General features: G+C 70.2%; 13 protein-coding genes. 1 reads left to right on the top strand and 12 read right to left on the bottom strand.

All coding sequences use genetic code 11. The annotated features are described in order from the left end of the window. From ABD285_RS06080 to ABD285_RS06035, 10 genes are all read right to left on the bottom strand, one after another. On the bottom strand, positions 1–1070 hold a 1070-nt coding region (locus ABD285_RS06080; protein WP_344201292.1), incomplete at its 3' end, for a GspE/PulE family protein. A 192-nt stretch (positions 1071–1262) separates the two neighbouring features. Then, a complete protein-coding gene (locus tag ABD285_RS06075) occupies positions 1263–2042 on the bottom strand; it encodes a hypothetical protein (RefSeq protein WP_284254373.1) in 780 nt (259 codons plus the stop codon). Positions 2043–2146: 104 nt separating this feature from the next. Beyond that, positions 2147–6031: a DNA-directed RNA polymerase subunit beta' gene (locus tag ABD285_RS06070; protein ID WP_284254372.1), complete on the bottom strand. Its 3885-nt coding sequence runs from the start codon at positions 6029–6031 to the stop codon at positions 2147–2149. Positions 6032–6084: 53 nt separating this feature from the next. Beyond that, the gene (rpoB, locus tag ABD285_RS06065) at positions 6085–9579 is read right to left on the bottom strand and encodes a DNA-directed RNA polymerase subunit beta (protein WP_344201093.1); all 3495 of its coding nucleotides are present in this window, start codon (positions 9577–9579) and stop codon (positions 6085–6087) included. 333 nt (positions 9580–9912) lie between these two features. After that, positions 9913–10554, bottom strand: a complete 642-nt coding sequence (locus ABD285_RS06060) for a response regulator transcription factor (RefSeq protein ID WP_425564965.1) — start codon at positions 10552–10554, stop codon at positions 9913–9915. Between the two features lie 65 nt (positions 10555–10619). Beyond that, positions 10620–12005 carry a GH1 family beta-glucosidase gene (locus ABD285_RS06055; protein WP_284254370.1) on the bottom strand — a complete coding sequence of 462 codons (1386 nt, stop codon included), beginning with the start codon at positions 12003–12005 and terminating at the stop codon, positions 10620–10622. Continuing rightward, positions 12002–12982, bottom strand: a complete 981-nt coding sequence (locus ABD285_RS06050; RefSeq protein ID WP_344201089.1) for an aldo/keto reductase — start codon at positions 12980–12982, stop codon at positions 12002–12004. Before ABD285_RS06050 ends, ABD285_RS06055 begins: the two co-directional genes overlap by 4 nt. After that, positions 12979–13779, bottom strand: coding sequence for a VOC family protein (locus ABD285_RS06045; protein WP_344201086.1), 801 nt, complete (start codon positions 13777–13779; stop codon positions 12979–12981). Before ABD285_RS06045 ends, ABD285_RS06050 begins: the two co-directional genes overlap by 4 nt. A 102-nt stretch (positions 13780–13881) precedes the next feature. Next, a complete protein-coding gene (locus ABD285_RS06040) occupies positions 13882–15111 on the bottom strand; it encodes an ROK family transcriptional regulator (RefSeq protein ID WP_284254368.1) in 1230 nt (409 codons plus the stop codon). Between the two features lies 1 nt (position 15112). Further along, complete coding sequence (locus ABD285_RS06035; RefSeq protein WP_284254367.1) at positions 15113–15901, bottom strand: substrate-binding domain-containing protein; 789 nt, start codon at positions 15899–15901, stop codon at positions 15113–15115. Positions 15902–15985: 84 nt separating this feature from the next. Between ABD285_RS06035 and ABD285_RS06030 the strand changes: the two genes are divergently transcribed. Continuing rightward, complete coding sequence (locus tag ABD285_RS06030) at positions 15986–17377, top strand: TolB family protein (protein ID WP_344201081.1); 1392 nt, start codon at positions 15986–15988, stop codon at positions 17375–17377. A gap of 15 nt (positions 17378–17392) precedes the next feature. Here ABD285_RS06030 and ABD285_RS06025 read toward each other — a convergent pair whose 3' ends face one another. Both ABD285_RS06025 and ABD285_RS06020 read right to left on the bottom strand, forming a co-directional pair. Further along, a complete protein-coding gene (locus ABD285_RS06025; RefSeq protein ID WP_344201079.1) occupies positions 17393–18181 on the bottom strand; it encodes a carbohydrate ABC transporter permease in 789 nt (262 codons plus the stop codon). Further along, entirely contained in the window at positions 18174–19094 is a 921-nt protein-coding gene (locus ABD285_RS06020; RefSeq protein ID WP_344201076.1) for a carbohydrate ABC transporter permease, read from the bottom strand. The genes ABD285_RS06025 and ABD285_RS06020 overlap by 8 nt, the downstream gene beginning before the upstream one ends. Positions 19095–19157 lie beyond the last annotated feature (63 nt).

Genomic DNA, 19157 nt, shown 5'->3' with positions numbered 1-19157 from the left:
TGCACCTGGTTGATGCCGTCCATCCGGTACTCGACCGGGTCCTCGACGGTGATGACGTTGATCTCGGGGCGCGCGACCGCGTGCAGGGTCGTGTAGAGCGTCGTCGACTTGCCCGACCCGGTCGGTCCCGTGACGAGGATCATGCCGTAGGGCTTCGTGTACGACGCGCGGTAGACCTCCGCGTTGCGCTCCAGCAGGTGCAGCTGATCCATGCCGAGGCCGGTCGACGCGTTGTCGAGGATGCGCATGACGACCTTCTCGCCGTACACCGTCGGCAGGGTCGCGACGCGGAGGTCGATCTGACGGCCGCCGTGGATGACCGACATGCGGCCGTCCTGCGGCTTGCGGCGCTCGGCGATGTCGATGTCGCTCATGATCTTGAGCCGCGAGATGACGCCGTTCTGGATGTTCTTGGGCGCGCGCTGCATCTCGTGCAGCACCCCGTCGATGCGGTACCGCACGTGCATGTCGCGTTCGGCCGGCTCGATGTGGATGTCGGACGCGTGGTCCGAGATCGCCTGGCTGATGAGCAGGTTGACGAACCGCACGATCGGGGCGTCGTCCTCGGTCGGCTCGGTGACGGGCACCAGGTCGCCGCCGCCGGACCCGCTCTCCTCGACCATGGCCGTGGTCAGCTCGCTGAGCTCGCCGTCGGACCGCACGAAACGCCCGATCGCCGCGAGCAGGTCGCTGCGCTCGGCCACCACCGGCGCCACCTGCATGCGCACGGCGGCGCGCACGTCGTCGAGCGCGAGCACGTCGCGCGGCTCGGCCATCGCGAGCATGAGACGGTCGCCGTCGCGCGCGATGGGCAGCACCTCGTGCCGGCGCAGCAGGGCGCCCGGCACGAGCGCCACGCACGCCTGATCGACCGGGAACTCGGTCAGGTCGACGAACGGCAGGCCGAGCTGCGCGGCACGGGCGGTCGCCACCTGGCTCTCGGTGACGATCCCGCCGAGCACGAGGTCGCGCACGAACGCCTCGTCTTCGACGGGGTCGCCCGAGAGCGCGTCGAGGCTCGTGATCGGCATGTGGCCGCGGATGACGAGGATCTCCGACAGGGAGGACATCACCACCCCCTCGGTGGATGCCACGGTCCCCGCGTACCCCCCGATCCGCGAGAACACCGGGGACCACGCGTGCGTACGCGAGACACCCCCCGGTGCACTCAGGCTAAGAGGGGGCTCCCCCGCCGGGATAGTCCCGTGATCGGGGGTCGGGCCGCACGCGCGGGCGCGCGCCCTCGATACGCCGCCGCGCCGCTACTCGACCCGCTCGGCGGGCCGGTTCTCGTACTGGGCGCGCTTCTCGGCGAGCTCGCGGTCGTACTGCTCGCGTGTCTGGGTGTTGCGCGCCCGCACCCTCCGGCCGCGCGCGGCGATCGCCAGGCCGAACCAGATGGCCACCTCGCGCGCGATCACGGCCGCGGCGATGACCTGCGGTACGAGCGCCACGGCCGAGAACGCGAGGTTCTGGTGCGTGAAGACGTTGCCGACCAGCAGCAGCAGCCCGATGCTCGCGAAGTAGACCACGAACGCGAGCAGCAGGCTGCCGAAGACGTGCGCCGCCCAGCCCGCTCGGTTGACGATGACGACCTCGAGGATGAACGCGAGCACGAACACGAGGATCGGCGCCCAGAACAGCGCGCTGCTCACGAACGTGCCGAACCGGTCGCCGAAGAACGCGTCGCCGCCGAGGAAGTAGATGAGCGCCGCGACCACCGCGTAGACCGCGGCGAACACGACGGCGCCGAGGACGGCCAGCAGCACGCCGATGACCCGGTTGCCGCGCTTGCGCGGCGGCGGTGCGGTCTCGACGTAGACCACCTGGTGGGTGGAGGCAGGGGCGGGTGCGGCGGCCCCGGGCGCTTCGGCCTCGGGTGTTTCGGGCTCCGCGGGCCCCTCCGCCGACGGCGCGACGGGCACGGCCGCCGGATCGTCGGTCACCGGCACCGGCTCGGCACCCGCCGGCACGGCCTCGACGTCGGGGGCCGCGGCATCGGAGGGGACACCCTCGTCGCGGACGGGCTTGTCTTCGCTCATGGGCGGACTCCTTCGGAGGTCGGGGCTCACTCTATCGACGGGGCCGCCGAGGGGGTATAGACGAAGGGCCCCGCCGTGATGGCGGGGCCCTTCGGGTGGTGGGATCAGTTGTACGTGCCCGGGGTGAAGTCGTCCGTCGAGAAGCTGTCGAAGTCGACGAAGCTCAGGTCGGACTCGTTGAACACCGAGTCGTCGGAGAAGATGCGGTTCGGGTAGCGCTCCGCCTTCGCCTCCTCGGTCGCCTCCACGGAGACGCTCCGGTACTTGCTGAGGCCCGTGCCTGCCGGGATCAGCTGACCGATGATGACGTTCTCCTTGAGCCCCATCAGCGGGTCGGACTTGCCCTCCATGGCGGCCTGCGTGAGCACGCGGGTCGTCTCCTGGAAAGACGCGGCCGACAGCCACGACTCGGTCGCCAGGGATGCCTTGGTGATGCCCATGACCTCCTGGCGGGCCGACGCGGTCTTCTTGCCCTCGGCGAGCGCGGCGCGGTTGATCTCGTTGTACCGCGAACGGTCCACGAGCTCACCCGGCAGCAGCTCGGTGTCGGCGTGCTCCACGACGGTCACCTTGCGCATCATCTGACGCACGATGACCTCGATGTGCTTGTCGTGGATCGGCACGCCCTGCGAGCGGTACACGCCCTGCACGCCGTCGACCAGGTGCTGCTGCACGGCGCGGATGCCCTTGACGCGCAGCACCTCCTTCGGGTCGAGGTTGCCGACCACGAACTGCTGGCCGAGCTCGACGTGCTGCCCGTCCTCGATGAGGAGGGTGGCGCGCTTGAGCACCGGGTACGCGTGCACCTCGTCGCCGTTGTCGGGCGTGAGGATGATGCGGCGCTGCCGCTCCGTGTCCTCGATCGTGACGCGACCGGCCGCCTCGGCGATCGGCGACGCGCCCTTCGGGGTGCGGGCCTCGAACAGCTCCGTGACACGCGGCAGACCCTGGGTGATGTCGTCCGCGCCGGCGGTGCCGCCCTGGTGGAACGTGCGCATCGTCAGCTGGGTGCCGGGCTCGCCGATCGACTGGGCGGCGATGATGCCGACCGCCTCGCCGATGTCGACGAGCTTGCCGGTCGCGAGCGAGCGTCCGTAGCAGGCGGCGCAGACGCCGACCGCCGACTCGCAGGTCAGCACCGAGCGCACCTTGATGGTCTCGACACCGGCCGTGATGAGCTGGTCGATGAGCACGTCGCCCACGTCGGAGCCCGCCTCGGCGATGACCCTGCCCTTGGCATCCACCGCGTCCTCGGCCAGCGAGCGCGCGAACACCGAGTTCTCGACGTTCTCGTCGCGGACGAGCTTGCCGTCGATCATGTCGGCGATGCGGATCTCGAGACCGCGCGTGGTGCCGCAGTCGTCCTCGCGGATGATCACGTCCTGCGACACGTCCACGAGGCGCCGGGTGAGGTACCCGGAGTCCGCGGTGCGCAGAGCGGTGTCGGCGAGGCCCTTGCGGGCACCGTGCGTGGCGATGAAGTACTCCGCCACCGACAGCCCCTCGCGGTACGAGGAGATGATCGGGCGCGGGATCGTCTCGCCCTTCGGGTTCGCCACCAGGCCTCGGATGCCGGAGATGTTGCGCACCTGCAGCCAGTTGCCTCGGGCGCCCGACGACACCATCCGGTAGATGTTGTTGTCCGGCTGGTACGCGTCCTGCATCGCCTTCGCGACCTCGTTGGTCGCCTCGGTCCAGATGTCGATGAGCTCCTGGCGACGCGAGGCGTCGTCGATGAGTCCCTTGTCGTACTCGTCCTGGACCTTCGTCGCGCGCTTCTCGTACGCGGCGATGATCTTCGGCTTGCTCTCCGGGGTGACGATGTCGCTCAGCGCGACCGTGACGCCGGAACGCGTGGCCCAGTAGAAACCCGCGTCCTTGATCCGGTCGAGCGTCGCGGCGACCTCCACCTTCGGATAGCGCTCGGCGAGGTCGTTGACGATCGCCGAGATCTGGCCCTTGTCGGCCAGCGCCTCCACGTAGGGGTAGTCCTCCGGCAGCGCCTCGTTGAAGAGGGCGCGGCCGAGGGTCGTCTCCACGCGCGCGGTCGAACCCTGCTCGAAGCCGTCGCGCTCGGCGGCGTCCTCCTCGCTCAGGTGCAGGTTCTCGATGCGCAGACGGATCTTCGCGTTGAGATCGAGCGAGCCCTGGTCCTTCGCGAGGATCGCCTCGGCGACGGACGAGAACGCGCGGCCTTCGCCGGTGGCGCCGTCCTTGAGGGTCGTCAGGTGGTGCAGACCGATGATCATGTCCTGCGAGGGCAGGGTCACCGGGCGGCCGTCCGACGGCTTCAGGATGTTGTTCGACGCGAGCATGAGGATGCGGGCCTCGGCCTGCGCCTCCACGCTCAGCGGCAGGTGGACGGCCATCTGGTCGCCGTCGAAGTCCGCGTTGAACGCGGCGCAGACGAGCGGGTGCAGCTGGATCGCCTTGCCCTCCACGAGCTGCGGCTCAAACGCCTGGATGCCGAGGCGGTGCAGCGTGGGCGCGCGGTTCAGCAGAACCGGACGCTCACGGATGATCTCCTCGAGCACGTCCCACACCTGCGGGCGCGAGCGCTCCACCATCCGCTTGGCGGACTTGATGTTCTGCGCGTGCGACAGGTCGATGAGGCGCTTGATCACGAACGGCTTGAACAGCTCGAGCGCCATCTGCTTCGGCAGACCGCACTGGTGCAGCTTGAGCTGCGGTCCGACGATGATGACCGAGCGGCCGGAGTAGTCCACGCGCTTGCCGAGCAGGTTCTGGCGGAACCGGCCCTGCTTGCCCTTGAGCATGTCGCTCAGGCTCTTGAGCGCGCGGTTGCCCGTGCCCGTCACCGGACGGCCGCGGCGGCCGTTGTCGAACAGCGCGTCGACGGCCTCCTGCAGCATCCGCTTCTCGTTGTTGACGATGATCTCGGGAGCCCCGAGGTCGAGCAGACGACGCAGACGGTTGTTGCGGTTGATCACGCGGCGGTACAGGTCGTTCAGGTCGGACGTCGCGAAGCGGCCGCCGTCGAGCTGCACCATCGGGCGCAGCTCCGGCGGGATCACCGGCACGACATCCAGCACCATGGCGGCCGGCGAGTTGCCGGTCGCGAGGAACGAGTTGACGACGCGCAGGCGCTTGATCGCGCGGATCTTCTTCTGGCCCTTGCCGTTGGCGACCTGGTCGAGCAGATCCTGCGACTCGGCCTCGAGGTCGAACGCCTGCAGGCGACGCTGGATCGCCTCCGCGCCCATGTGCGCCTCGAAGTACAGGCCGAAGCGGTCCTGGAGCTCGTGGAATACCGAGTCCTCGGGCTTCAGCTCGCCGACCTTCAGGCTGCGGAAGTCGTCCCACACCCGCTCGAGCTGCGCGATCTGCTCGTCGTACGACTTGCGGATCTGCGACATCTCCTTCTCGGCGCCGTCCTTGACCTTGCGCTTCTGGTCGCTCTTGGCGCCCTCCTCCTCGAGCGCCGCGAGGTCGGTCTCGAGCGTCTGCAGACGCGTCGCGATCTGGCTGTCGCGCTGCTGCTCGAGCTGCGAGATCTCGAGGCGGAGCTCGTTCTCGAGGCCCGGCATGTCCGCATGGCGCGCCTCCTCGTCGACCGAGATCACCATGTAGGCGGCGAAGTAGATGACCTTCTCGAGGTCCTTCGGCGCCATGTCGAGCAGGTAGCCGAGGCGGCTCGGCACACCCTTGAAGTACCAGATGTGCGTCACCGGGGCGGCGAGCTCGATGTGGCCCATGCGCTCACGGCGCACCGAGGACTTGGTGACCTCGACGCCGCAGCGCTCGCAGACGATGCCCTTGAAGCGCACGCGCTTGTACTTGCCGCACGAGCACTCCCAGTCGCGGGAGGGCCCGAAGATCTGCTCGCCGAACAGACCGTCCTTCTCGGGCTTCAGCGTGCGGTAGTTGATGGTCTCCGGCTTCTTGACCTCGCCGTACGACCACGCGCGGATGTCCGCACTGGTCGCGAGTCCGATCTTGAGCTGATCGAAGCTGGTTGCACTGATCACGTGTCGTGTTCTCTTTCGCTGGATTCAGTCAGTGACGTTGTGAGTGCCGGTGATCAGATGTCGTCGATCGACGACGTCTCGAAGCGGCTGGAGATGTTGATGCCGAGCTCCTCCGCGGCACGGAAGACCTCGTCGTCCGTGTCCTTCAGGCTGATCGGCTGGCCGTCGGCGCCGAGCACCTCGACGTTCAGGCACAGCGACTGCATCTCCTTCATGAGCACCTTGAACGACTCCGGGATGCCGGGCTCCTGGATGTTCTCGCCCTTGACGATCGCCTCGTACACCTTCACGCGGCCGAGGATGTCGTCCGACTTGATGGTGAGCAGCTCCTGGAGCGCGTACGCGGCTCCATAGGCCTCGAGGGCCCACACCTCCATCTCGCCGAAGCGCTGGCCGCCGAACTGCGCCTTCCCACCCAGCGGCTGCTGCGTGATCATCGAGTACGGGCCGGTGCTGCGGGCGTGGATCTTGTCGTCCACGAGGTGGTGCAGCTTGAGGATGTACATGTAGCCCACCGAGACCGGAGCCGGGAACGGCTCGCCGGAGCGGCCGTCGAACAGCTGGGTCTTGCCGGAGCTGCCGATGAGGCGCTCGCCGTCGCGGTTCGGGCGGGTCGAGTCGAGCAGCCCCTCGATCTCCTCCTCGCGCGCACCGTCGAAGACCGGAGTGGCGACCTTCGTGCCGGGCTCGGCCGCGTGGGCCTCCTTCGGCAGCTGCTTCGCCCAGTCGGGGTTGCCCTCGACCTCCCAGCCCTGCTTGGCCACCCAGCCGAGGTGCGTCTCGAGCACCTGGCCGAAGTTCATGCGGCCGGGGATGCCGAGCGGGTTGAGCACGATGTCGACCGGGGTGCCGTCCGCCAGGAACGGCATGTCCTCGACCGGCAGGATCTTCGAGATGACGCCCTTGTTGCCGTGGCGTCCGGCGAGCTTGTCGCCCTCGGTGATCTTGCGCTTCTGGGCGATGTAGACGACCACGCGCTGGTTGACGCCCGAGCCGAGCTCGTCGTCGCCTTCTGCTGAGTCGAACACCTTGACGCCGATGATCGTGCCCTCCTCGCCGTGGGGCACCTTGAGGGAGGTGTCACGGACCTCGCGGCTCTTCTCGTTGAAGATCGCGCGGAGCAGGCGCTCCTCGGCGCTCAGCTCGGTCTCGCCCTTCGGCGTGACCTTGCCGACGAGGATGTCGCCGGGGGCGACCTCGGCGCCGATGCGGATGATGCCGCGCTCGTCGAGGTCGGCCAGCAGGTCGGGGCTCACGTTCGGCAGGTCGCGGGTGATCTCCTCCTTGCCGAGCTTGGTGTCGCGGGCGTCGACCTCGTACTCCTCGATGTGGATCGAGGAGAGGACGTCGTCCTTCACCAGGTTCTGGCTGAGGATGATCGCGTCCTCGAAGTTGTGACCCTCCCAGGGCATGAACGCCACGAGCAGGTTCTTGCCGAGCGCGAGCTCGCCCTGGTCGGTGGCGGGCCCGTCGGCGATGACCTGACCGGTCTCGATCCGGTCGCCGGCATCCACGATCACGCGGTTGTTGTACGACGTGCCCTGGTTGCTGCGCTCGAACTTGCGCAGGAAGTACTCCTGCGTGCCACCTTCGTCGAGGGTCACCGAGACGACATCAGCACTGACCTCGGAGACGACACCGGGCTTCTCGGCGATGACGACGTCACGCGCGTCGATGGCGGCGTAGCCCTCCATACCGGTGCCGACCAGCGGCGACTCGGAACGCAGCAGCGGCACGGCCTGGCGCTGCATGTTCGCGCCCATGAGCGCGCGGTTCGCGTCGTCGTGCTCGAGGAACGGGATGAGCGAGGTCGCGACCGACACCATCTGGCGCGGGGAGACGTCCATGTAGTCGACGTCCTCGCGGTGGAACAGGTCGACCTCGCCGCCCTTGCTGCGGGCGAGCACGCGGTCCTCGGAGAACTTCTTGTCGCTGGTCAGCGGCGCGTTCGCCTGGGCGACGATGTGCTCGTCCTCCTCGGAGGCGGTCAGGTAGTCGATCTTGTCGGTGACCTTGCCCTTCTCGACCCGGCGGTACGGGGTCTCGATGAACCCGAACGAGTTCACCCGGGCGAACGACGCGAGCGCGCCGATGAGGCCGATGTTCGGGCCCTCGGGGGTCTCGATCGGGCACATGCGGCCGTAGTGGCTCGGGTGCACGTCACGGACCTCGACGCCGGCGCGCTCGCGGCTCAGGCCACCGGGGCCGAGAGCCGAGAGGCGGCGCTTGTTGGTCAGACCCGCGAGCGGGTTGTTCTGGTCCATGAACTGCGACAGCTGCGAGGTGCCGAAGAACTCCTTGATCGCGGCGACGACGGGTCGCACGTTGATCAGGGTCTGCGGGGTGATCGCCTCGATGTCCTGCGTGGTCATGCGCTCGCGCACCACGCGCTCCATGCGGCTCAGGCCGGTGCGCACCTGGTTCTGGATGAGCTCGCCGACCGCGCGGATGCGGCGGTTGCCGAAGTGGTCGATGTCGTCCACGTCGAGACGCAGCTCGACCGGCTTGCCGTCGCGGATGCCCGGGAGCGTGGCCTGCTCGGCGTGCAGCGCGACGAGGTACTTGATGGTCGCGACGATGTCGTCGATCGTCAGCACCGAGTCCTTGAGCGGCGCGTCGAGGCCCAGCTTGCGGTTGATCTTGTAGCGACCCACCTTCGCCAGGTCGTAGCGCTTCGGGTTGAAGTAGAAGTTGTCGAGCAGCGCGCGGGCGGCCTCGGCGGCCACCTGCTCGCCCGGACGGAGCTTCCGGTAGATGTCGCGGAGCGCGTCCTCCTTGGTGAGGATCGGGTCCTTCTCGAGCGTCGAGGCGATCGACTCGTAGCCGGCGAAGCGCTCGAGGATCTCCTCGGACGTGAGGCCGAGGGCCTTGAGGAACACCGTGACCGATTGCTTGCGCTTGCGGTCGATGCGCACGCCCACCTGGTCGCGCTTGTCGATCTCGAACTCGAGCCAGGCGCCGCGGCTCGGGATGATGCGGGCCGAGTAGACGTCCTTGTCGGAGGTCTTCTCCATCGTGCGCTCGAAGTACACGCCCGGCGAGCGGACCAGCTGCGAGACGACGACGCGCTCGGTGCCGTTGATGATGAAGGTGCCCTTGTCGGTCATGAGCGGGAAGTCGCCCATGAAGACCGTCTGGGTCTTGATCTCGCCCGTCATGTGGTTCATGAACTCGGCGTTGACGTAGAGCGGTGCGGCGTAGGTCTTGCCGCGCTCCTTGCACTCGTCGATGGAGTACTTGGGCTCCTCGAGCTCGGGGTTGGAGAAGCTCAGCTGCATGGTCTCGCTGAGGTCCTCGATCGGGGAGATCTCCTCGAAGATCTCGTCGAGCCCGGTGGTCTCGTTCACGCCGGTGTCACCGGCCTCCTGAGCCGCCGCGACACGCGCCTTCCAGGCGTCGTTGCCGACCAGCCAGTCGAAACTGTCGGTCTGCAGCGCCAGCAGGTCGGGGACCGTGAGCGTGTCGGCGATCTTCGCGAACGAGAGCCGCGATGCGGTGCGGCCGTTCTGGGGGGCGTTCTTACTGGATGCGGAGCGCGCAGCAGCCAAGGGAAATGCAACCTCCGTGAGGCTCGACGGCCTCTCGTGTGTGGGCAGGTGAGAGACGCCCCCGTTCAGACACCGTCCCGCCGCTATTCTCGGGAGGGTTTCTTCGCGCGTGAGCCGACCGCAATATGACGGCACGGAGAAGGTGGGAGCGCAAGGATCAAGCTTAGGCGATAACGGCGCGCCGTGTCCAGCTATTCCTTGACTTGATTCCGGATCAGCGCTATAAGCGTGCTCGTCGTGGGTTGAGGAGCGCCGCCCGGCAGGACGACGCGTCTCGACACCCCGCCGTGATGTCCCGGGTTTCGAGACGCGTGCCGCGTCGCGGCGCGCTCCTCAACCCGCGGAGCCGAGGGCGAGGGCGATCGCCTGGCCGCGGTCGCGCGCGGGGAGCTTCGCGAAGATCGCGTTCACATGCGATTTCACCGTCGCGACGCTCAGGAAGAGCTGCCGAGCGATCTCGGCGTTGCTGCGGCCGGCGGCGATGAGCTCGAGCACCTCGGCCTCGCGTCGCGTGAGCTGCGGAAAGCGCTCGGCCACGGGCACGGCGCCGGCCGGCGCGGCGGAGAACCCCGCGACCAGCCGTTCGCCCACCTCGGGCGCGAACGTCGACTGCCCCGCGGCGGCCGACCGCACGGCGGCGGCGAGCTCGTCGCGACCGGCGTCCTTCGTGAGGTAGCCACGCGCCCCCGCCCCGAGCGCGCCGGCGATCGACGCGTCGTCGGCGAACGTCGTGAGCACGACGACGGCGATCCCCGGATGCGCAGCCTTGATCCGCGCGGTCGCGCCGGCGCCGTCGAGCACGGGCATCCGCAGGTCCATGAGCACGACGTCCGGCGTGGTCGCGTCGGCGAGCCGCACCGCCTCGGCGCCGTCGGCCGCCTCGGCGACGACCTCGACATCCGGGAGCACGCCCAGCAGCGTGACCAGGCCGTCGCGCACGATCGCCTGGTCGTCGGCGACGAGCACGCGGATCATGCTGCTCATGCCGGAAACGGTAGCCCTCTCGTTCCGGCGCGGGGACATGGAAGCCCCCTGATGAGCTACGAGCCCTCGGATCGCGCGTCGAGAGCCCCGCCCAGCAGGCGGGCGAGCCATCGCGCACTGGTCTTCGGGATGCGACGCTGCGTCGGATAGTCCACATGGACGATGCCGAAGCGGCGGCTGAAGCCGTACGCCCACTCCCAGTTGTCGATGAGCGACCACACGAAGTAGCCCCGCAACGGCAGCCCCTCGGCGACCGCCTCGTGGCAGGCCTCGAGGTGCGCCTGCAGATAGGCGGTGCGCTCCGGATCGTCGACCGTGCCGTCCGGTGCGACCTCGTCGGGCAACGCGGAGCCGTTCTCGGTCACGTACAGCGGCAGGCCGGGGGCGCGCTCGGCCGCCATCCGCAGCACGTCGACGAGCCCGTCGGGGTGGATCTCCCACCCTATCTGGGTGCGCGCGGCGCCGGTGTCGACCATCCGGACGAACTCGCTGCCCGGGTTCGAGCTCGGGCCCGGGTCCGGCTCGCCGGCCGCCGTGGTGTGCCGGCTGTAGTAGTTGACGCCGAGGAAGTCGATCGGGCGCGAGATCTCCGCCAGGTCGCCTGCCCCGGCGTTCTCGTAGAACCACTCCCGCTGCCCGAGATCGTCCAGCACATCCTCGGGGTAGGCGCCGCGCAGCACGGGGTCGAGGAAGAACCGGTTCGAGAGGCCGTCGATCCGGCGGGCCGCGTCCCGGTCCGCCTCGCCGTCGCTCGCCGGCACCACCGAGTACAGGTTGAGCGTGATGCCGACCCGCGCGCCGGGGCGCGCCGACCGGATCGCGGCGAGCGCCCGCCCGTGCCCGAGCAGCAGGTGGTGGGCGGCCCGCGCCGCGCCCGTGCCCTCGTGCCGGCCGGGGGCGTGCAGCCCTCCCGCGTAGCTGAGGAAGGACGAGCACCACGGCTCGTTGAGCGTGATCCAGTCGTCGATCACGTCGCCGAGGGCGGTGGTGACCTGGTCGGCGTAGTCGGCGAAGCGGTCGGCGGTGTCCCTGTTCATCCAGCCGTCGCGGTCCTCCAGCGCCTGCGGCAGGTCCCAGTGGTAGAGGGTCGCCCACGGCGTGACGCCCGCCTCGTGCAGGGTCTCGGCGAGGTGCCGGTAGAAGTCGAGGCCGGCGGTCAGGGCGCGCCCCGTGCCGTCGGGCTGGATGCGCGGCCAGGCGATCGAGAACCGGTACGCGTTCACACCCAGGTCGCGCATGAGCGCCACGTCGTCGCGGTACCGGTGGAAGTGATCGTCGGCCACGTCGCCCGTCGTGCCGTCGGCGATCGCCCCCGGACGGCGCGCGAACGTGTCCCAGATGCTCACGCCGCGTCCGCCCTCGTGGACGGCGCCCTCCACCTGGTAGGCGGCCGTGGCCGTCCCCCACACGAAGTCGGCGGGAAGGTCGTCGCGGCGCATCATGTCTCCTTCGAGGGTGCGAGCGGGTCGTCGCGGAAGTCGAGCCAGCTCGAGCGCGGCGGCACGAGCTCCTCGAGCTCGCGCCACAGCTCGTCGGGCAGGTCGGCGCTCGCGGCGGCGATCGCGGGTTCCACGCGCTCCGGCTTGCTGAGGCCGACCACGGTGGAGGCCAGCCGCGGGTCGCGAGTGGAGAAGCGCAGCGCGGCGGTGCGCAGGTCGGTCGCCCAGCGGGCGCACGCCCGCCGCATCTCGTCGATCGCGGCGAGCACCGCCTCCGGGGCCGGCCGGTAGCCGTAGTCGGTCACGGCGCCGGGCGGGGCGGCGAGGATGCCGCCGCCGTAGACCGCCGCGTTGACCACCCCCATCCCGCGGGCGAGGGCCTCGTCGATGAGGTCGCCGGCGCTGCGGTCGACGAGCGTCCAGCGGTTGTGCACGAGCAGCACCTCGAACACGCCGAGCTCGAGGTAACGACGCATCTCCTGCACCCGCCCTCCGGCGAGGCCGAGATGCGACACCAGCCCGCGCTCGCGCGCCTCGACGAGCGCGTCGACAGCGCCGCCCGGTGCCGTGAGCTCGGCGAAGTCGTGGAACTCGGGATCGTGCAGGTGCACGAGGGGGAGCGGAGCCCCGATGCCGAGCCGCTCGATGCTCTCCCGCAGCGACGCCCGCACGCGGTCGCCCGAGTAGTCGCGGCCGTCGGCGTCGACCTTGGTGATGACGACCGTGTCGTCTGGCAGGCCGAAGCGGGAGAGGGCGGCGCCGATGCGCTGCTCGCTGCGCCCCGCCGAGTATCCGTTGGCGGTGTCGATCGCCCGGATGTCGCTGCGCAGCACGGCGCCGACCAGCTCGACGGCCTGCTCCTCGTCGACCTCGTAGCCGAAGACCTCCGGCATGCTGCCGAGCGGTCCCCCTCCGAGCGTCACCGAGGAGAGGGTGAGGCCGGTCGAGCCCAGCGGGCGATCGTCGAGGCGCCCCCTCACGGAAGCGCCGTCGCGTGCGCCAGCCCGTCCGGGTCGGTGCCGACCCGCCAGCGATCGAGGGTGACGTCGCCGGCTCCGGCGGGCGGCGCCGGATCGAGCTCGACGGCGACGAACCCGGGCGCGTCGAACCCGGGCCCATCGGACCCGGACACGTCGACGCGCGGCGTCGCCGGCACCAGCTCGGCGCGGTCGAAGGTGAAGATCTCGAGGGAGGTGTCGCCGGAGCGCAGGAAGGCGATCTCGAATCCGCGCGCGTCCGACGGCTGGTGGATGCCCGACATGTGCCGCCAGCCGAGCGGGGCGTAGTAGGCGACCGTGCGATCGAGATCCGCGACGGTCTCCGCGACGTGGTCGAGGCGCGGGCGCTCGGGGGTGCCGAGCGCCCAGTCGCTCTCGACGGCCTCCCGATCGAGCACCTCGTGGTACTGCAGCGGCCCCTCGACCAGCTCGAGCAGGGTGCCGTCGGGGTCGTAGAAGAAGGTCAGACGCACCCCGCCCTCGGCCTCGAGGGGCTCGAGATGGAACCGCACCCCCGCCTCGTGAAGCGCGGCGACGATCGGGTCGAGAGCGGCGACCTTGAACCCGACGTGACGGAACCCGGCGTGCAGATCGTCGGCGATCCACGACGACGGGGCCGCCCGATCCACGCGCCGGAGGCGGATCGTCGCCGTCACGAGGTCGAGGTCGGCACCGTGCTCGGAGACCTCCCCGACCGGGACCGCGGCGAGGAAGCGGGTGTAGAAGTCGACCGCGCGCGGGACGTCGGCGACGTTCAGCAGGACGGATCGGATGGACACGGGCTCGCCCTTCGCCGTCGGAGGAGTGCCGCGATGGGGCGCTCTTTCTTACATTATGATAGTTAGTGGCCGCCGCGGCAAATCACGTGGCATGATCGACGGCTAACTCCGGCCGACCCGCGCGTGCGGCGTGAGCGACTGCTGCAGGGCGAGGGACGCGGCCCCGACCGCCGCCGCGTCGCGCGCCGGATCCGAGAGCACGACCTCGACCCGGTGGATGTCGCGGACGCGCGCCAGCCCGCCCACCGCGTCGCGGATGACGCGCAGGTAGATGGGGCCGGCCTCGGCGAATCCCGGCCCCGCCAGGTACACCCGATCGAGGTCGAGGAGGTTGACGACCGAGAGCGTCGCCTGGGCGACGTAGCGGGCCGAGCCCTCGATGAGCGCGACGCAGGCGGTGTGACCCTGCGCCGCCGCGCGGCCGACGGCGGAGAAGTCGTGCCGCACGTCGGCCTCGGCCCCCGACAGGCCCAGCTCGGCGGCCAGACCCTCCACCGCCATGGCGTCGGAGATCACGCGACGCGGCGCGGCGAGCATCTCGAGGCAGCCGCGCGACCCGCACCAGCACGGCGGCCCGTCGACCTCGAGCACCATGTGGCCGATCTCGCCGACGTTCGAGGAGGCACCGCGCGCGAGCGAGCCGTGCTCGACGATGCCGCAGCCGAATCCGGTCGCCATGTAGAGGGTCGCGAAGTCCTGGCTCGCCGACAGGCGCCCGACCCAGAACTGCCCGATCGCCGCGCACGCCGCGTCGTTCTCGCGGACCACGGGCAGACCCGACGAGGCGGCGAGCGCGTCGCGCACCGCGAAGTTCTCCCACTCCTCGGCGTTCAACGACGCCCGCTCCGCACGGCTGCGGATGTCGAGCCCCGCCCCCGCCACGCCGATCCCCACGACGCTCGCGCGGTCGATCTGGAGCCCCGCGAGCAGCAGCTCGAGCTCGCCGGCGACCCGTTCGATGACGGCGCCGGGCGCCTCCTGGCCGGTCCCGCGCGTGACGAGGCGGCCGACGAGCCGGCCGCCGAGGTCGGTGACGGCGTAGGTGAGGTGGGCGTCGTCGAGCGATAGGCCCACGGCGTACCGGGAACGCGGGTTGAGCTCGAGCAGGGTCGGTCGCTTGCCGCCCGTCGAGTCGCCGTAGCCCGTCTCGATCACGAGCCCCGCCTCGATGAGCGCCTTGACGATCCGCGTGATCGAGGCGCCGGTGAGCCCCGACAGCTCCACGAGCTCGTTGCGGCTCACCGTGCCGCTCGAGCGGATGAGGTCGAGGATGGCTCCCCGCGTCTTCTCGGACGACGGGCCGATCTGCTTCACCACGCTCACCTGGGCCACCTCACGCACTCTCCCTGGCCGCGACGCCGGCGCGGGGCGCCGGGAGACGCCCGAGCTCGCCGCCGGCCGTGACGCGCAGCACGCACTCGCCGAGCAGGCGGCCGATCTCGGTCGCGCGGCGATCGAGCGCGGTGATGGTCGGGTCGCTCGTGCGGCAGAGCAGGGAGTCGTTCCAGGACAGCACGCCGGCGTCCCCCGGGACGGATCGCCCCGTCTCGCGGATGGCGGCGATGATCGCGACCGCCGCGGTCGCGTCCGCGGCGACCACGGCCGCCGGCGCCACGGCCTCCGCGACGGCGCGGGCGACCGCCTGCGGTGTCGCATCGTCGAGCGCCCTGACCCGGCCGCCGAGCCGGGCGAAGGCGGAGTCGCGCAGGTCGGAGGCGTCGGAGGCGCCCGCTCCGTCGGGGGCGTACAGCACGTCGCGATAGCCGCGCCGGTCGAGGAAGGCCGCCAGTTCGTCGGCCGCGGCGTCGTCGTCCAGCACGACGGCCGAGACGCCCGGCAGGTGCTCCTCGTGGGTGAGCGCGACGACGGGGATCCGCAGCCGCGTCAGCAGTGCGACGCGCGCGTCGTCGGCTTCCGCCGGGATCACGACCACGGCATCCGGAGCACCCGAGGCGTGCCAGGCGTGGTAGACGTCCAGTTCGGAGTCGGCGTCATCCACGACCCTCGCGAGGAACGGCAGGCCGGCCTCGCTCACCGCCTCGCCGAGGGAGTGCACGAGCGCCGAGATCACCGGATCGGCGGCCAGGACGTCGCCGACGAGCACGAGCCCGACACCGTTCATCTGCTCACCATAGTGAGGCACCCCGCGCGAGACGGACCGTGCCCTCATTACAGCCGAAAAGTAAGTATGTCCTAGTCTGTCCTTGTGACCAGTACGATCTCCCCCGGCATCTTCGACGACGCGACCGACGTGGGACCGGTGGCGATCCCCGGCTCCGTGCAGGAGCAGGACGGCGGCTACCGGGTGACCGGGAGCGGCACCAACATGTGGTTCGAGCGCGACGAGTTCCACTTCGTGTGGAAGCGGGTCGAGGGCGACATCGCGCTCGCCGCGACCATCGCGTTCCCCGAGGCGGGCGCCGATCCGCACCGCAAGGCGTGCCTCGTGATCCGCGCGAGCCTGGAGCCGGGGGCCGCCTACGCGGACATCGCCCTGCACGGCGACGGCCTCACGAGCCTGCAGTACCGCCCCACGACCGGCGCCGTGACCCGCGAGGTGCAGTCCTCGGCCGTCGCGCCGCGCCGCATCGGGATCACGCGCCGCGGCGACGTCGTCACGGCGCTCGTCGACGGGCGACCCTCCGGCGGCTCCGTCCGGCTGCGGCTGGACGGCGCGTACTACGTCGGGCTCGCCGTGTGCTCGCACGACCCGGGCGTCGCCGAGGCCGCGGTGTTCTCGGATGTCGAGCTCGGGGCCCCGACCCCCTCGACCGGCACGCTCTGGAGCAGCCTCGAGACCGTCGACATCGCGTCGACCGACCGGCGCGCCGTCCACGTCGTCGACCGCTGGATCGAGGCGCCGAACTGGACCGCCGACGACCGCCTGGTCTTCAACGGGGAGGGCCGGATCTTCGCGGTCGCCGCGGCCGGCGGCGACGAGGAGCGCATCGACACCGGGACCGCCGTGCAGTGCAACAACGACCACGGACTCTCGCCGGACGGCACACAGCTGGCCATCAGCGATCAGAGCGAGGGCGAGTCGGCCATCTCGATCCTCCCGCTGGCGGGCGGTGTGCCGCAGCGCGTCACGACCCAGGCGCCGTCGTTCTGGCACGGCTGGTCGCCCGACGGCGCCATCCTGGCCTACACGGCGCGACGCGACGGGGTCTGGGGCGTGTTCACGATCCCGGCCGACGGCGGCGAGGAGCGCCGGCTGACGACCGCGACCGGGCTGGACGACGGCCCCGACTACTCGCCCGACGGCCGCTGGATCTACTTCAACTCCGATCGCACCGGTCGCATGCAGATCCACCGGATCCCCGCGGAGGGCGGCGACGTGGAGCGCGTGCTCGAGACCGCGACCGCCGACTGGTTCCCGCACATCTCCCCCGACGGTCGCTGGCTGGTGCACCTGGCCTACGCGGCCGACGTCGTCGGCCACCCGCGCGATCACGAGGTGACGCTGCAGCTGGTCGACCTGACGGACGGCTCGTCGCGCGTGCTCGCCGAGCTCTTCGGCGGCCAGGGCACCATCAACGTCCCGTCGTGGTCGCCCGACAGCCGCCGCCTGGCGTTCGTGAGCTACGAGTACCACTGACCCGGGCCGCCGGCGCTACTTGAGCGCACCCGCCGAGAGGCCGCGCTCGAACAGGCGCTGCAGCAGGAGGTAGGCGACGATCTCCGGGATCGCGGTGACCACCGCGGCCGCGACGACCTTCGTCTGGTCGTTGTTGAACTCCCCCACGAAGAAGGTCGGCACGAGCGTCACCGTCTGCAGCCCCGGATCCTGGAGGAACACCAGGGGGAGCAGGTAGTCGTTCCAGGTGCCGATGAGGGTGAGCACGACAATGGCAGCGCCGATGGGCGCCGTCAACGGCCACACCACGTAGCGGAACGTCTTCCAGGTCGTCGCGCCGTCGACGCGGGCGGCGTCGAGCAGGTCGTTCGGGATGCCGTCGACGAAGTTGCGCGTCAGCAGCACCGTGAAGGGGATCTGCAGCGCCGCCAGCGGGAGGATCACGGCGATGAAGGTGTCGTAGATCCCGAGCGCGCTCGCGGTCGCGAACAGCGGGGCGAGGATCACGACCTCCGGCAGCGTGAGCGCCGCCAGCATGAGCCAGAACAGCACCTCCTTGCCGCGGAACCGGAGCTTCGAGAAGGCGAACGACGCGAGCATCGTGCAGACGTAGACGATGACGATCACGCAGACGGCGATGATCGCGCTGTTGCGGAAGAAGACCGGCAGCTCGGGGATCGCCAGCACGGTCGCGTAGTTGTTCCAGCCGGTGCCCGCCAGCGACTCCTGCACCATCGCCACGAGCGGGTACAGGAACGGCAGCACCAGGATCGTGGCGACCAGCTGCAGCACGACCTTCGCGGGCAGGCTCCGGGCCTCAAGCACGTCGTGCTCCCCTCTCGCGGCCGGTCGCGCGCAGGATGATCGCGGCCGCCACGGCGAGCACCAGCAGCATCATCGACAGCGCCGAGGCGTATCCGACGGCGTTGAGCGGCACGCTCTGGCGGTAGATGAGCGTGCCGAGGAACTCGGTCGCGTAGTTGGGTCCGCCGGCCGTGACCAGCTGCGGGATGTCGAACAGCTTGAGCGAGCCGATCGCCGTGAGCATCGCGATCGCCACGGTCGTGCCCCGCAGGTTCGGCCAGATCACGCTCCACAGGATGCGCACGTTGCCGGCGCCGTCGAGGCGCGCGGCCTCGATCATCTCGGGGTCGAGCTGCCCGATCGCCGCGTAATAGAGGATGAAGGAGATCCCCGTCCCGCTCCACACGGCGATCGACAGGATGACGGCCAGGGCCGTGTTCCCCTGCCCGAGCCACGCCTGCTTGAGGAAGCCGAGGCCGACGGCGCCGAGCAGGTCGTTGAACTGCCCGGTCGGCGTGTACATGACCCGGAAGATGGGAGCCATCGTCGCCGGGGCGATTACCACCGGAACGAAGACGATGACCTTGTAGACCACCGCGAGCCGCACCTTCGAGTGCAGCAGCACCGCGAACACGAAGCCGAGCACCGCCTGCGCCACGAACGCGACGACGAAGAAGATGACGGTGTGCTGCAGGCTGTCCCAGAACACCGGGTCGGCGAACATCCGCGCGTAGTTCTTGAACGCGATGAACATCGGGTCGGGGCTGATGCCGTCCCAGTCCTGCAGCGAGATCCACGCCGTATAGCCGACGCAGAAGTAGATGACGGCGACCGAGACCACGAACGCCGGCAGCAGCCAGACGTAGTTCACCGCCCTCGCGCCGTCCGCGCTGCGGCCCGGGCGTGTGCGCCGGGCGGGTATCGCGGTCGTCATCGACTGTGCTCCATCCTCGTGGATGCGATCGGAGCGGGCGCGGACCCGCGTGGGGCCCGCGCC

Origin of the sequence: Pseudolysinimonas kribbensis (assembly GCF_039531715.1) — a bacterium.
Classification (GTDB): domain Bacteria; phylum Actinomycetota; class Actinomycetes; order Actinomycetales; family Microbacteriaceae; genus Pseudolysinimonas; species Pseudolysinimonas kribbensis.
The sequence above is the reverse complement of the archived record's forward strand: the minus strand, read 5'-3'. Positions and strand labels throughout refer to the sequence as shown.

Bases quoted from the DNA above. Each gene is read 5' to 3' on its own strand.
- ABD285_RS06075 (WP_284254373.1), bottom strand. From the start codon at position 2,042: ATGAGCGAAGACAAGCCCGTCCGCGACGAGGGTGTCCCCTCCGATGCC.
- ABD285_RS06060 (WP_425564965.1), bottom strand. From the start codon at position 10,554: ATGATCCGCGTGCTCGTCGCCGACGACCAGGCGATCGTGCGCGACGGC.
- ABD285_RS06055 (WP_284254370.1), bottom strand. From the start codon at position 12,005: ATGATGCGCCGCGACGACCTTCCCGCCGACTTCGTGTGGGGGACGGCC.
- ABD285_RS06035 (WP_284254367.1), bottom strand. From the start codon at position 15,901: ATGAACGGTGTCGGGCTCGTGCTCGTCGGCGACGTCCTGGCCGCCGAT.
- ABD285_RS06020 (WP_344201076.1), bottom strand. From the start codon at position 19,094: ATGACGACCGCGATACCCGCCCGGCGCACACGCCCGGGCCGCAGCGCG.